Source organism: Rathayibacter sp. KR2-224 (genome assembly GCF_049446075.1).
Lineage (GTDB): Bacteria > Actinomycetota > Actinomycetes > Actinomycetales > Microbacteriaceae > Humibacter.
In genome coordinates this window covers 395,716-409,659 of the sequence record NZ_JBMSEB010000002.1, presented here as the reverse complement: position 1 = coordinate 409,659, position 13,944 = coordinate 395,716, and the positions used below count along the sequence as shown (strand labels likewise).

Here is a 13,944-nt window from a genome sequence, read left to right as displayed (position 1 = left end):
GTGGGATGACGTATCGTCGGGCGGACTGCCCGCGGCGGAAAGGCAGGGCACGATGACGAGCACACAGACGGTCACCGACACCGGCGCGAGCGGAGACGCGGCCTTCGACACGGCGCGCGACGCCGACCTGCAGGCGAAGGCACGCGACCACCTGTGGATGCATTTCGCACGCCAGTCCGTGATGGAGGACGGGGCGGGAGTGCCCGTCATCGTGCGTGGTGAGGGCCACCGGGTGTGGGACATCCACGGCAAGGAATACATCGACGGTCTCGCCGGCCTGTTCACCGTGAACGCAGGCCATGGACGCAAGCGCCTCGCGGATGCCGCCGCACGGCAGTCAGAGCAGCTCGCCTACTTTCCGATCTGGTCGTACGCGCATCCTTCGGCCATCGAGCTCGCCGACCGGCTGGCATCCCACGCTCCCGGAGACCTCAACCGCGTCTTCTTCACGACGGGCGGCGGCGAGGCGGTCGAGACGGCGTTCAAGCTCGCGAAGTACTACTGGAAGCTGCGCGGCAAGCCCACGAAGCACAAGGTGATCTCGCGCTCGATCGCGTATCACGGCACCACGCAGGGCGCTCTCGCACTCACCGGTATCCCGGAGATGAAGGCGATGTTCGAGCCGCTCACGCCAGGCGGATTCCGCGTGCCGAACACCAACTTCTACCGTGCCCCGGAGCACGGTGACGACCTCGAGGCCTTCGGCCAGTGGGCGGCCAATCGCATCGCCGAGATGATCGAGTTCGAGGGCCCAGACACCGTGGCGGCCGTGTTCCTGGAACCCGTGCAGAACGCGGGCGGATGCTTCCCGCCGCCTCCCGGGTACTTCCAGCGCGTTCGCGAGATCTGCGACGAGTACGACGTGCTGCTGGTCAGCGACGAGGTGATCTGCGCGTTCGGGCGCATCGGTCGGTGGTTCGCGTGCGACGAGTACGGCTACGTGCCCGACATGATCACGTGCGCCAAGGCGATGACGAGCGGATACTCGCCCATCGGCGCCTGCATCGTCAGCGACCGCATCTACGAGCCGTTCAAGCACGGCGAGGCATCCTTCCCGCACGGCTACACATTCGGCGGCCACCCGGTCTCGGCCGCGGTGGCGCTGGAGAACATGGACATCTTCGAGGAGGAAGGGCTCAACGAGCGGGTGCGCGAGAACTCGCCGCTGTTCCGCGCCGAACTGGAGACGCTGCTCGATCTGCCCATCGTGGGCGACGTACGTGGCGCCGGCTACTTCTTCGGCATCGAGCTCGTCAAAGACAAGGCGACGAAGGAGACGTTCAACGACGAGGAGTCCGAGCGGCTGCTGCGCGGGTTCCTCTCCAAGGCCCTCTTCGACGCCGGTTTGTACTGCCGGGCGGATGACCGTGGCGACCCGGTCATCCAGCTGTCGCCCCCGCTGACGATCGGGCCGACCGAGTTCAGGCAGATCGGCGGCATCCTGCGCAGTGTTCTGACCGAAGCCTGGGCGCAGCTGTAACGCCTGCGGCGCCGTGCCTTCGGTTAGCGTGCGGTACATCGTCGACGATGTCGACGAAGCGATCGCGTTCTACGTCGCTGAGCTTGGGTTCGCCGTGGTCATGCATCCTGCGCCGGCTTTCGCCATGCTGGCGCTCGGTGATCTCAGGCTCGTTCTCAGCGCACCGACCGGGTCGCCCGGGGGAGGCCAGGCGATGCCGGACGGCACGCTTCCGTCGCCGGGCGGATGGAATCGGTTCGCGCTCGAGGTCGACGGACTGGACGAGATCGTTGCGCGACTGCGCGCGCACGGGGTGAGGATGCGCAACGACATCGTCGACGGCGTGGGAGGTCGCCAGATTCTCGTCGAGGACCCGTCAGGCAACCCGATCGAGCTCTTCGAGCCGACGATCCCGGAGGCTCGGCTGTAGGCGTCGAACAGGATTGCCGATGCCCTGGGGCTTCGTCTTCTTTCAGGATGCCGTCCCCGGGCCGGCTCGCTGGGCGATCGAGGTCTACGCTGACGGATGCCTCTCGTCCGTAGACCGAAAGCAACGGAGCATCCATGCGAATCCTCGACTCCATCGACGATGCGTTGATCCAGGAGTTGCGGCAGAAGCAGGAGTTCTTCTGGCTCGACATCACGGCGCCGACGAAGCAGCAGGTCGAGCACCTCGGATCGCTGCTGGCACTGCACCCGCTCGCGGTGGAAGACAGCGTCAAGTTCGGGCAGCGGCCGAAGCTCGACACCTACGGGAGCACCGCGCTGCTCGTGCTGCAGGGCGGTGTCGAGTCGGAGCCGGAGGACGAGAACCCCCATCCGCTCGAGGAGGTGCACTTCCACCTCAGCGGCGACTACATCGTCACGCTGCATCGGCAGCCATACGCACCACTCGGCGAGCTGAAGGCGCAGTTCCAGCGGGCTGCAACCTCCAAGACCGAGCGGTACTACCTCTATAAGATCATCGACGTTGTCGTCGACAGCTTCTTCCCGATCCTCGCCGACCTCGACGAGCAGATCAACGACCTCGAAGACGCCATCGTGTCCGGGGCAGGCAAACGGGAGCTCGCCGAGACGTTCCGCCTCAAGCGCCTGCTGCTCAGGCTGCGCAAGGCGGTCGTGCCCATGCGGGATGTCTTCGCCCGCGAGATCGAGGTGATCGCCGACCTGGCCGGCCTCGAGCCCGACAGCCACGACTACTTCCGAGACGTGTACGACCACCTCATCCGCATGACGGACGAGGTGGATTCCTACCACGAGATGGTGGCGGGCTGCACCGATCTCTACCTCTCGACGGTCGCGAACAAGCAGGGTGAGACATCCAAGCAGCTCACGATCATCGCGTCGATCTTCCTGCCCTTGAGCTTCTTGACCGGGTTCTTCGGCATGAACTTCGGCTGGGAGGTCTTGCACGTGCTCGTCGGGCCGTGGTCGTTCTTCCTGCTCGGTCTCGGCACCATGGTGCTCTCAGCCGCCGGGATGTGGTGGTGGTTCCACCACAAAGGCTGGACGCGCGCGGCAGACTGAGACGCGCCGCCGTGCGCGTGCCGTTCTCCCCGGGTCAGAACTCCACTGCGTCGCGCGAGATCGGGCACGTCATGCAATGCCCGCCCCCGCGTCCGCGGCCCAGCTCGGCTCCCACGATGGTGATCACCTCGACGCCGGCCTTGCGCAGGAGCGTGTTCACGTGAGTGTTGCGGTCGTAGGTGAAGACAACCCCCGGTTCGACCGCCACCGCGTTGTTGCCGCTGTCCCACTGCTGACGCTCTCCTGCGTACCAGCCGCCGCCCGGTTCTACGGTGCGAAGCGCGGGCAGCCCTAGGGCATCCGCGACGACGTCGATGAACGAGTCCTTCTCCTCCGTGACCTCGACGCCTCCTGAGTCGGCGGGGCGAAGGGAGAACGCCTGGATGCCGTCGACGATGTCGGGATAGTAGGTCACCAGGTCGCGGTCGGCGAACGTGAAGACCGTGTCGAGGTGCATTGCGGCCCGCAGCTTGGGCATGCCTGCCACCACGACTCTGGATGCCGCGCCCGCGTCGAACAGCTTGGCCGCGACCTGCGTGATCGCCTGCCGCGAGGTGCGTTCGCTCATGCCGATCAGCACGGCGCCGTTCCCCACCGGCATCACGTCGCCGCCCTCGAGGGTGGCCTTGCCCCAGTCGAGCTCAGGGTCTCCCCACCACACGGTGTTGCCCGTGTAGTCGGGATGGAACTGGTAGATCGCCTTCATCAGAAGCGTCTCGTCGTGCCTGGCCGGCCAGTAGAGGGGGTTCATGGTGAGCCCGCCGTAGATCCAGCACGTGGTGTCGCGCGTGTAGATGGTGTTGGGAAGCGGCGGCATGAGGTACTCGTTGGCGCCGGTGGATTCCCTGGCCAGCGCTAGATATGCCGGCCTGAAGTCTTCGGGCAGATCACGAGTCGACAGCCCGCCGATGAGGTACTCGGCGAGCGTTGCGTCGTCGAGCGACTCGAGGAACTCGCGCGTGTCGTGCATGAGTCCGATGCCGACGTCGTTCGCGGTGATCTTTCGGTCGAGCAGCCACGCCTTCGCGCTGGGAACGGCCAGGGTCTGCGCGAGCAGATCGTGCAGTTCGACCACCTCGACGCCACGGGACTCGAGCTTGAGCACGAAATCGTGGTGGTCCCGTTTCGCGTTCTGCACCCACAGCACGTCGTCGAAGAGCAGATCGTCGTTGTTGCTGGGCGTCAGCCGTTCGTGCGCAAGGCCGGGGCGGCACACGAGCACCTTGTTGAGCTTGCCCACTTCGGAATAGACCCCATACGACTGATTCGGCATCAGCGCTCCTTGTCTCGGTTCTCAGTGTTCGAAGTAGTCGACCGGGTCGGGCGGCACTATGTGCACGACGCCGGTGGCGAGCAGCACGATGCCCACGATCGCGAAGACCACCAGCACGATGAAGACCACCCAGCCCGGCCGGGTGAAGACGCGAACGGTCGAGCCCGGCGTGGCATCCGCTCGCTGTTCACGTCTGGCGAAGACGTACAGCAACGTGGCCGGGGCGAGCAGGATGCCTGAGAGGAACATGAACACGTAGCCGGCCGCCCAGATGAGGAACAGCGTGTACACGGTCGAGATGATCGCGATCACCAGGTCGCGGACGCGTCCGTCGGGCTTCGTGACGTCGTAGCCGTCGCGTTGCACGGCCATCTTGATGGCGTACCCGCTCGCGAGGGCGTATGGAACCAGCGAAAGGGCGGCCGTCAGATCGAGCGTGAAGTCGAGCGCGTTGTGCAGGAACTGCACCGCGAACAGGATGAGCGTCACCAGGATCGACGTCCACAGCACAGCGTTCGCCGGGGCGTCGTGCTTGTTCAGCTGCCCGAAGTAGCGCGGCATGTCTTTGTCGGTCGCCGCCGCGAACACCACGTCTGCGGCGAGCAACTGCCACGCGAGGTATGCGCCCAGCACCGAGATGATGAGGCCGACACGGATGACGGCACCTCCCCACGGTCCGACGGCGGCCTCGAGCACACTGCCAACCGACGGCTGGGGGAGCTTTGCGATCTCGGCCTTCGGAAGGATGCCGTAAGCCAGGATCGATACGCACGCGAACAGCGCGAGCACAGAGAGGAAGCCGACGACGGTGGCCCTGCCGACATCGGAGCGCTTTCTCGCGTGCCGCGAGTACACGCTCGCGCCCTCGATGCCGAGGAACACGAACACCGTGATGAGCATGGTGCCCTGCACCTGGAAGAAGAGCGAGTCGCCGCCGGGCACGTCGTATCCGCCGCTCAGGTTGGAGGCGAACACCTCCGGCTTGAAGAAGAACAGCACGAGCACGAGGAACAGCAGCAGGGGTACGAGCTTCGCAACCGTGACGATCGCGTTGATCGCGGCAGCCTCCTTCACTCCCTGCCTGATGAGGAAGAAGAACCCCCACACGGCGGCGGCCGAGATGATGAAGGCGATCCAGGTGTCGCCCTCGCCGAGCACGGGCTTCAGGTCGGGGAAGAGCTGGCTGACCGTCGTCATGATCAGGATCCAGTAGAAGGCGTTGCCCGCGCACGCCGAACCCCAGTAGCCGACGGCCGAGAGGAACCCGGGGTAGATCCCGAACCCTTCACGTGCGTAGACGTACACGCCGTTGTCGAGCTTGGGTTTGCGGTTCGCGAGCGTCTGGAAGACGAGCGCGAGCATAAGCATCCCGAGTCCGGCGATGCCCCATGCGATCAGCGCTCCGTACACGCCGGTCTGGGCGGCGAACCGCGCTGGGAGCTGGAAGACTCCTGCTCCCACCATCGACCCGATCACCATCGCGGTGAGTGCAGGCAGGCTGAGCTTGCTCGCCTTCGCTTGGTCGACCTGAGTATCGGTTTCCGTGCCTGAAGTGGTCATTTGCGCCCCCGAATCGCAATTGCACCCACGGCCATAGTTGCACTTCTCGAGAGCATGCGGCAGACCGGAACGTCAACTTCGCTCAACCGCCGCGCTCACGCGGCCGGCCGCTGACGCTACCCGAGGCGCTTGCGCATGACCCAGCGATCGCGTCCGCCGATGCGCGACGAGGTGAGCACCACACGCTCGAAGCCGGCCTTCTCGAACAGCTCAGTGCTTCCCACGTAGCCGGAGAGCATGTCGGTTCGTCCTTCTTCGGAGATGTCGATCGGATAGCCCTCCGCGACCGCTGCCCCGTGCTCTGCAGCGTGCCGAACGGCACCGTCGAGGAGGGTGTGCATGAGACCCTGCTTGCGGTAGGCGGGCTTGACGACGAAGCACACGATCGACCAGGCATCCTCATCGTCGACGAACGGAATGGTCCGCGAATTCAGAAGCCGCCGGTACGTTGAGCGCGGCGCGACGGAGCACCAGCCGGCAGGCTGGCCGTTCGCGTAGGCGAGCACACCCGGGCCCGGTTCGTGCTCGCACTCGTTCTTCATGTACGCGCCGCGCTGGTCGGCGGGCACGCGGGAGTCCCGATACGACATGCACCAGCATCCACGCCCGCCCGGCTTCTTGACACCGATGACGTCGTAGAACCCGTCCCAGTGTCCTGCCGCAGCGACGACCTCGACGTCCGCGCCCTCCAGGGCGATGCGTGCCACCACGTTCAGCCTCCGAACCTCGTCAGTGGCGCAGGAAGAGCTCGATGACCGGTACTGCGACATCCGGCCGGCGCACGGGCAACGTCAGCGTGAGAGTGCCCTCCGGTTGGCCGCCCTGCGTCAGATTCTGTGCAGCAGTGTCGGGATCGATCACGCGCATCTTCAGCTCGCTGCCGTCGTTCAGCAGCTGCGCATACTCCACCTTGTCGGCGAGCCCTGGCAGGTGGAGCGTCTCGAACGGCCACGCGAAGAGGTGGGCGTAGAGGCGGTCTCCCCGCTGCGTGTAGCGGACGTCGGATGGGGGAGTGAACGTCGCTGCCCCGGCGCCGTAGATGGAACGCGAGTGCACGCGCATCCACTCGCCGATGCCGTCCAGCGCCTCGATGGCGTTCTGGTCGAAGGCGCCTCGGCCGTTGGGCCCGACGTTGAGCAGCAGGTTGCCGTTCTTCGCGACGCCGTCGACGAGCATCCGCACGAGCAGGCCGACGTCTTTGTAGTCGGTGTTGTCGCGGTCGTAACCCCAGCTCCCGTTGAGTGTCTGGCACGCCTCCCACAGCACGGGCCGGCCGTTCCGCTCCATGGGCCGGTCTGGCTGGTACTGCTCAGGCGTCACCAGATCGCCGGGGATGCCCAAGCGGTCGTTGACGAGGATGCCCGGCTGCAGTTCGCGCACCATCGCGAGCAGCTGCTCCGAGCCCCACTCGGCGGCATCCTTCGCGCCCCAGACCTGCGGTGCGTGGCCCTCACCGTAGGAGAAATCGAAGAACAGGTAGTCGATGCGGCCGTAGTGGGTCAGCAGCTCGCGCACCTGGCCGTGCAGGTACTCGCGGTACCGGGCGATGTCTCGTCCCTCGTTGAGTGCCGCGGCGTTCGGCTCGTCGCGCTGCGGATGGAAGCCGTCGATCGGGAAGTGGGGGTGATGCCAGTCGAGCAGCGAGTGGTAGAACCCGACCTTCAGCCCTGCCTCTCGCACGGCATCCACGAACTCGGCCACCACATCCCGCCCGAATGGCGTGTGCGTCGCGGTGTAGTCGGTCAGCGCGGAGTCCCACAGGCAGAACCCGTCGTGATGCTTGGTGGTGAGTACGACGTACCGCATGCCTGCGGCCTTCGCTGCCGCCGCCCACTCCCGGGCGTCGAACAGGTCGGGGTCGAAGTGCCGGAAGTACCGCTCGTACTGCTCTACCGTCATGCGCTCGCGGTTCATCAGCCATTCGTGCCTGGCGCCCATCGAATACAGGCCCCAGTGCAGGAACATGCCGAACCGGTCATGCGTGAACCACTCCGCGTTCGGGTGGACGGCGTCGAGGTCTGTGGGTGCTTGAGCGCTGTTCGTCATGGCTTCCTTCGGGTCGTGACGGATGCGTGCCACGTTATCGGCAGCGACCCGGCCGAAGCGTCAGCCTTTCAGCAGCGAATCGATCAGTCCGGGGAAGCGCTCATCGAGCTCGCTGCGGCGCAGCTGGATGTCGTGCTGCCGGCCGTTCACGATGGTGCGGGTGAGCCCGGCCTCGCGGAGCGTCTTGAAGTGGTGCGACAGCGTCGACTTCTGCACGTCGAACGCCCACACGTCAGACGTCTTGGGATGGGCGGCCCCATCGGCGATGCGACGCACGATGTCCAGGCGGATCGGGTCGGCGAGCGCCCTGAGCACCTCGACCAGCTGCACGTCGCTCATGTCGGGCACGGGGTAGGGCGACGGGGCTTCGGGGGCGCAGTCGTCGAGCCCGGTGCCGTTCGTGCCCGCACCTTCGGGTGCCGTCGGCTCTGCTGCCGGTCCAGGGGTCCGGGTATCGTCCGCGCCACCTGCTTCAGCCACGACATCTCCGAAAAATAGTTTGACGAACATCGAACTAACGGGCTACCTTGACGGTATGACCGTTATCGAACAATCATACCGGGGCTCCACACTTCGTCTCCTGCTCCTCGCCCTCGGCATGTTCATGGTCGGCACGAACGCGTTCGTCATCGCCGGTCTGCTCCCGCACATCGCTCGCGATCTCGACGCAAGCCAGGCATCCGTGAGCTACTCGATCACCCTGTACGCGCTCATCGTCGCAGTGGCATCGCCCGCCGTCGCGATCGGGCTGTCACGCGTTCCGCGGTGGGCGCTGATGGCCGCAGGAGCGCTCTTGTTCTGCATCGGCGCGGGCGTCGCGGCGGCAAGCACGTCCCTCGAGGTCTTCGTCGTCGGCCGCGTCATCGCCGCGCTGGGCGGAGCCGCTCTCGTGCCCACGGCCACGGCGGTGGCTGCTGCACTCGTCCCCGCTGAGCGTCGCGGCAGGGCGCTGGCCATCGTGGGTGCCGGCTTCACGTTCTCCGTCGCGATCGGATCGCCGCTCGGCACCGAGTTCGGCACGCTCTTCGGCTGGCGCATGCCCATGTGGTGCCTGGTCGTGATGGGCGTCGTGGTCGCGGTCGCGATCGTTCCTCTGTTCCGCGGGGTCGCGCATCCGGCAGCCGTGTCGCTTCGGCAGCGGGTTCGCCCGCTTGCGGATGCCCGCGTGCTCGCCACCCTCGGCGCCGCGCTCTTCGTGACAACGGGCTTCAACGTGGTGTACATCTTCTCGGCGGGGGTGACGTCGGCCGCCACGGGCGGTTCCGGCGCACTGCTCGCCGTGCTTCTGCTCGCGTACGGCGTGGCCGGCGTGGTCGGCAACGTGTTCGCCGGGCCGCTCACCGACCGCTACGGCAGCCGGGGGATTGCGACCATCGCGCTCGCCGTTCAGATCGCGGCCTTGCTGGCGCTGGCCGCGCTCGCCTGGTCGTTCGCGGCATCCATCGCGATCTTCGCGGTCTGGGGTGCCGTGGCTTCAGCGGCGTCCATCCCGGTGCAGCACCGCCTCGTCGCCATCGAACCCGTGCAGGCGCAGCAGACCCTCGCCTGGTACTCCACCGCGATGTACCTCGGCATCGCCGTCGCGCCGCCGCTCGGCAACGCGTCGCTCGCGCTCGGCGGCCCGTGGTTGGTACCGGTCACAGGTGCCGCCGTGAGCGCGACCGCCCTGGTGCTGTTCCTCGCCGGGCACCTCACCCGCCGGTCGTCGCTGGCCGACCGTGCGGCCGCGGACCACGCGGTGGCCGCGACGCATCCGGTGCCCGCGACTCACTCCGTGCCTACCGGCCGTATTCAGGAGCACGGCCAGGCGGCCGACACTGTGTCGGCGGCCGAGCGTATGTCCTGAAAACGGATGGTGTTGCGGGTGCGTCTGGCGGAGCGCCCCGCAGGCTCAGCCCAGGACGTCCGGCGGGCTCAGCCCAGGCTGACCTTCTTGGGCAGTGCGAACACCAGCAGGAACGCGGCCACCGCAAAGACCGTGCTGGTCAGCATGGCGAGCGCTGCTCCGTTGCCGAACGCGACCGCGAGGTTGTGGTCGACGTACTGCTGGATGGCGTGCTTGATGGCATCCGGCCCGCCCGACGCATGTTGCTGAGCGATCTCGGCCGCCTTGGCCTTGCTCGGCGCGAAGGAGTTGGGCAGCTGACTGAACAGCACGCTGCCGATCACGGCGATGCCGATAGCCGAGCCGACGCGCTGCATGGTCTGGACGACGCCGCTGGCGGCCCCGGCCTCGGCGTTGTCGACAGTGGCGATGATGAATCGCGCATTGGGTGCGATGAACAGACCGCTCCCGAAACCGGCGACGATCAGGGGCGGGAGCAGATCCCAGTTGACGAGGTCCTGAGTCGGAGCCAGCCAGAAGATGAGCCACAGGGCGATCAGCCCGAGTGACACCAGTCCAGTGCCGAGGGTGAGCACGTTGCGGCCGAGGCGCTGGGCGAAGCGGTCGCTGAGGGCTGCGCCGACGATGCTCCCGATCGAGAACGGAAGCGACACGAGGCCCGATTCCAACGCGGTGTGCTGCAAGCCCGCCTGCCAGAGCAGCGAGATGGTGAAGAAGATGCTTGTGAACGCGGCGAAATACACGAAGGCCAGCAGCACACCGCCCGTGAACTGCGGATGCGAGAACAGGTGCGGCGGCACCAGTGGTTCGGTCTTCGTCGTGGCGACGTGCCGCTCCCAGAGTGCGAACAAGGCCAGCAGCACCACGCCGCCGACCAGGCTGAGCCAGGTCCACAGTGGCCAGCCCTGGTCCTCTCCCTCGATGAGCGGTACCAGGATGGCGACCAACGCGGCGATCGCAAGCAGCAGGCCGACGGCATCCGTCGACAGTCGCTTGCCCTCTGCGCCTGCAGGCACGAGCAGTGCCGCCGCGATCACCGTGAGAACGCCGATCGGAACGTTGACGAAGAAGATGGAGCGCCAGCCGTCCGTCTCGCCGAAGGCCTGGATGAGGAGCCCGCCCACGAGCGGGCCGAGGGCCGTCGAGATGCCGATGACCGCGCCCATCACGCCGAAGGCGCGGCCGCGCACGCGGGGCGGGAACATGAGCTGAATGAGGGATGCCACGGCCGGCACGTAGATTCCGCCGCCGACACCCTGCGCCACGCGCGCGATAACCAGCTCGGTGCTCGACTGGGCGAGCCCGCACCACACGCTCGCCAGCGTAAAGACGCCGACACCGACAATGAAGATCCACTTGTGGCCGAAGCGGTCGCCGAAGCGGCCGGCCGGGATCAGCAGCAGGCCGAATGCCAGCGCGTATCCGGAGATCACCCACGAGAGCGTGGCCTCGTCGGCGTTCAGGCCGGTGCGGATGGCCTGCAGCGCGACGTTCACGATGCTGGTGTCGAGCAGCGCCATGAACATGCCGGCGAGCAGAACGACGAGCGCCCACCACGCACCCCTGCTCACGGTCGTGGCTGCCGGGTCGGGGGAGAGGGAGAACCCCCCGGCTCTGGGCCGGCCGGGGGACACGTTGTTCGTCACCGCACAAGTTGACCACGGCGCGCGGGTGTGTGCATCCGCTCGCAGCCATCACGGCGGTGTCGCCTCCCGCACTGGGGGCATCTGCAGCGGAAACACCGTCACGGATCTGCTGGGCGAGCCACTGACCGCCGACGGGAATACCGATTTGCGATATATCGTTGACATTCGTGTGGTCGGCACGCTTCTGACGGAGTGCTCTGTGCCGCATGAGAATCGGAAACGAGAACGAGGAGTCGGCGTATGAGCGGACCTGGGCACGGAGTAAGAGGCCACGACATCGCATCGCTGAAGGCCGCCAACGCTCAGGCGCCGAAGATCCCGCACCTCTTGCGCAGGGCGGCCGGACTCTTCGGGCCGCACAAGGTGGCCCTCTCGGTCACCGTCGCGCTGGTGCTGCTCTCCGCCGCGCTGTCTGTGGTGCCCCCGCTTCTGACGCAACGGGTGTTCGACGACGGTCTGTTCCCTGCTTCGGGGCATCCCAATGTGCAAGCCACGGTCATCCTCGTGATCGCGATGATCGTCGTTTATCTCGCCTCCAGCGGCCTCGGCGTGTGGCAGACGTTCCTGACCTCCACGGTCGGGAACAAGGTCATGGGTGCCTTGAGGGTGCGGCTGTTCCGTCATCTGCAGTCCATGGAGCTCAGCTTCTTCACGCGCACGAAGACCGGCGTCATCCAGTCTCGGTTGCAGAACGACGTGGGCGGCGTGGCAAGCGTGCTCACCAACACGATCTCGAGCGTGCTCGGCAACATCGTCACCGTGATCGCTGCGTTCGTCGCCATGCTGCTGCTGAACTGGCAGCTGACGCTGATCGCCGTCGTACTAATGCCCTTCCTCGTGATCGCCCAGCGACGGGTGGGGCAGGTGCGCGCGCGCATCGCGACCGCCACCCAGGAGTCGCTCTCCGACATGACGGCCATCACGCAAGAGACGCTCAGTGTTTCGGGCATCCTGCTCTCCAAGAGCTTCAACAGGCAGCGCGCGGAGACCGTGCGCTACGCGGCCGAGAACGAGACCCAGATCGCCCTCCAGGTGAAGGAGGCGATGAGCGGCCAGTGGTTCTTCGCGATGGTGCAGATCTTCCTGTCGTCGATCCCGGCGATCGTCTACCTGGTGTCGGCGTGGCTCTTGGGCGGGGGAGCCGCCGACATCACGGCGGGAACGATCGTGGCGTTCACGACGGTTCAGGCCCGGCTGCTGTTCCCGCTCATCGGCATCATGCAGACCGCGCTCAACCTGCAGACATCCAGCGCCCTCTTCGCCCGCATCTTCGAATACCTCGACCTGCAGCCGGCGATCAAGGATGCGGACCATGCGGAGGACATCTCGGGCGCGGATGCCGTCGGCAGAGTCGAGTTCCGTGACGTCACCTTCCGTTACCCCGACTCGCGCCCTGGCGAGCAGCCCACCCTCGACGACGTCTCGTTCACGATCCTCCCCGGCCAGTTCGCCGCATTCGTCGGCCCGAGCGGCGCAGGAAAGACCACGGTGTCGTACCTGCTTCCCCGGTTCTACGAGGCGTCGGAGGGCGCGGTGATGTTCGGAGGGCGCGACGTACGTGACCTCAGGCACGAGTCCCTGATCGATCACATCGGCATCGTGAGTCAGGAGACCTACCTCTTCCACGCCACCATCGCGGACAACCTCAGGTACGCGGCACCGGATGCCACGCAGGAGCAGCTGGAACGTGCGGCGCGCGCTGCGAACATCCACGACACCATCGCGAGCTTCCCGGACGGTTACGACACGATCGTCGGCGAGCGCGGATACCGGTTGTCTGGCGGCGAGAAGCAGCGCATCGCGATCGCGCGGGTGCTGCTGAAGGATCCGGAGGTGCTCATCCTCGACGAGGCGACGAGCGCGCTCGACACGATCTCCGAGCGGGTCGTTCAGCAGGCCCTCGACTCGGCCTCGCACGGACGCACGACGATCGCCATCGCCCACCGGCTCTCCACCATCGTGGGAGCGGATGTCATCTTCGTCATCGACCACGGACGCGTCGTTGAGCACGGCACGCACGGAGAGCTGCTTGCCCTGGGCGGCGAGTATGCGCGCCTCTACGACGAGCAGGCGCGGGTGACCACGCCGGCGTAAGTGCTCGAGCCACGTGTTGGAGCCCCGGCCGGACGCTGGCCGCGGCGTGTCGGTGGCCGGTCGTAGCGTGGTGCGCATGATCGGAACGTGGGACGTACTCGTCATCGATTGTCCAGACCCGCTCTCGCTCGCTCGCTTCTACGAGGAACTGCTGCCCATGCAGATCGTCGAGGAGGAGCCGGACTGGGTCACGCTCGCCTCCGGGCCTGAGTCCCGCCCGCTGCTCGCCTTCCAGAAGGTGGATCAGGCGTACACGCCGCCGAAGTGGCCAGGGCAGCAGGTGCCGCAGCAGATGCACATCGACGTCAAGGTCGACGACCTGGATGTCGGTGAGCAGCAGGTGCTGGCACTCGGCGCCACGAAGGCGGACTACGACCAGGAGACGTTCCGCGTCTACCTCGACCCGGCGGGGCATCCGTTCTGCCTGATCAAGCCGAACGACTGACGCGGTTACCGCTAGTTCAGCTGCTCTACCGCTGGTTGAGCGCGTCTA

The 13,944-nt window shown here is 66.5% G+C and carries 12 protein-coding genes; 6 read left to right on the top strand and 6 right to left on the bottom strand.

Annotation, left to right across the window (positions count from 1 at the left end):
- Positions 1-52: 52 nt before the first annotated feature.
- The 3 genes from ACO2Q7_RS14300 (at position 53) to ACO2Q7_RS14290 (ending at position 2,986) form a co-directional block, all read left to right on the top strand.
- Complete coding sequence (locus ACO2Q7_RS14300) at positions 53-1,480, top strand: aspartate aminotransferase family protein (protein WP_423356372.1); 1,428 nt, start codon at positions 53-55, stop codon at positions 1,478-1,480.
- Positions 1,481-1,508: 28 nt separating this feature from the next.
- Positions 1,509-1,889 (top strand): VOC family protein, encoded by a 381-nt coding sequence (locus ACO2Q7_RS14295; RefSeq protein WP_423356371.1) that lies wholly within the window; start codon positions 1,509-1,511, stop codon positions 1,887-1,889.
- A 134-nt stretch (positions 1,890-2,023) separates the two neighbouring features.
- Positions 2,024-2,986 (top strand): magnesium transporter CorA family protein, encoded by a 963-nt coding sequence (locus tag ACO2Q7_RS14290; protein ID WP_423356370.1) that lies wholly within the window; start codon positions 2,024-2,026, stop codon positions 2,984-2,986.
- Between the two features lie 34 nt (positions 2,987-3,020).
- On the opposite strand, the gene ACO2Q7_RS14285 is transcribed toward ACO2Q7_RS14290, so the two are convergent.
- The 5 genes from ACO2Q7_RS14285 to ACO2Q7_RS14265 all read right to left on the bottom strand — a co-directional run bounded on the left by ACO2Q7_RS14285 (position 3,021) and on the right by ACO2Q7_RS14265 (position 8,345).
- On the bottom strand, positions 3,021-4,259 hold the full coding sequence (locus ACO2Q7_RS14285; RefSeq protein WP_423356369.1) for an arginine deiminase: 1,239 nt from the start codon (positions 4,257-4,259) through the stop codon (positions 3,021-3,023).
- 21 nt (positions 4,260-4,280) lie between these two features.
- Positions 4,281-5,819, bottom strand: coding sequence for a basic amino acid/polyamine antiporter (locus ACO2Q7_RS14280; protein WP_423356368.1), 1,539 nt, complete (start codon positions 5,817-5,819; stop codon positions 4,281-4,283).
- A gap of 116 nt (positions 5,820-5,935) precedes the next feature.
- On the bottom strand, positions 5,936-6,526 hold the full coding sequence (locus ACO2Q7_RS14275; protein ID WP_423356367.1) for a GNAT family N-acetyltransferase: 591 nt from the start codon (positions 6,524-6,526) through the stop codon (positions 5,936-5,938).
- A gap of 22 nt (positions 6,527-6,548) precedes the next feature.
- Positions 6,549-7,865 carry an alpha-L-fucosidase gene (locus ACO2Q7_RS14270; protein ID WP_423356366.1) on the bottom strand — a complete coding sequence of 439 codons (1,317 nt, stop codon included), beginning with the start codon at positions 7,863-7,865 and terminating at the stop codon, positions 6,549-6,551.
- Between the two features lie 60 nt (positions 7,866-7,925).
- Complete coding sequence (locus tag ACO2Q7_RS14265; RefSeq protein ID WP_423356365.1) at positions 7,926-8,345, bottom strand: ArsR/SmtB family transcription factor; 420 nt, start codon at positions 8,343-8,345, stop codon at positions 7,926-7,928.
- Between the two features lie 55 nt (positions 8,346-8,400).
- Between ACO2Q7_RS14265 and ACO2Q7_RS14260 the strand changes: the two genes are divergently transcribed.
- Positions 8,401-9,711: an MFS transporter gene (locus ACO2Q7_RS14260; RefSeq protein WP_423356364.1), complete on the top strand. Its 1,311-nt coding sequence runs from the start codon at positions 8,401-8,403 to the stop codon at positions 9,709-9,711.
- A 68-nt stretch (positions 9,712-9,779) separates the two neighbouring features.
- Here ACO2Q7_RS14260 and ACO2Q7_RS14255 read toward each other — a convergent pair whose 3' ends face one another.
- Positions 9,780-11,357, bottom strand: coding sequence for an MFS transporter (locus tag ACO2Q7_RS14255; RefSeq protein ID WP_423356363.1), 1,578 nt, complete (start codon positions 11,355-11,357; stop codon positions 9,780-9,782).
- Positions 11,358-11,597: 240 nt separating this feature from the next.
- Here ACO2Q7_RS14255 and ACO2Q7_RS14250 point away from each other — a divergent pair, with 240 nt between their 5' ends.
- Both ACO2Q7_RS14250 and ACO2Q7_RS14245 read left to right on the top strand, forming a co-directional pair.
- The gene (locus ACO2Q7_RS14250; protein WP_423356362.1) at positions 11,598-13,451 is read left to right on the top strand and encodes an ABC transporter ATP-binding protein; all 1,854 of its coding nucleotides are present in this window, start codon (positions 11,598-11,600) and stop codon (positions 13,449-13,451) included.
- Positions 13,452-13,527: 76 nt separating this feature from the next.
- On the top strand, positions 13,528-13,896 hold the full coding sequence (locus ACO2Q7_RS14245) for a VOC family protein (RefSeq protein ID WP_423356361.1): 369 nt from the start codon (positions 13,528-13,530) through the stop codon (positions 13,894-13,896).
- Positions 13,897-13,944 lie beyond the last annotated feature (48 nt).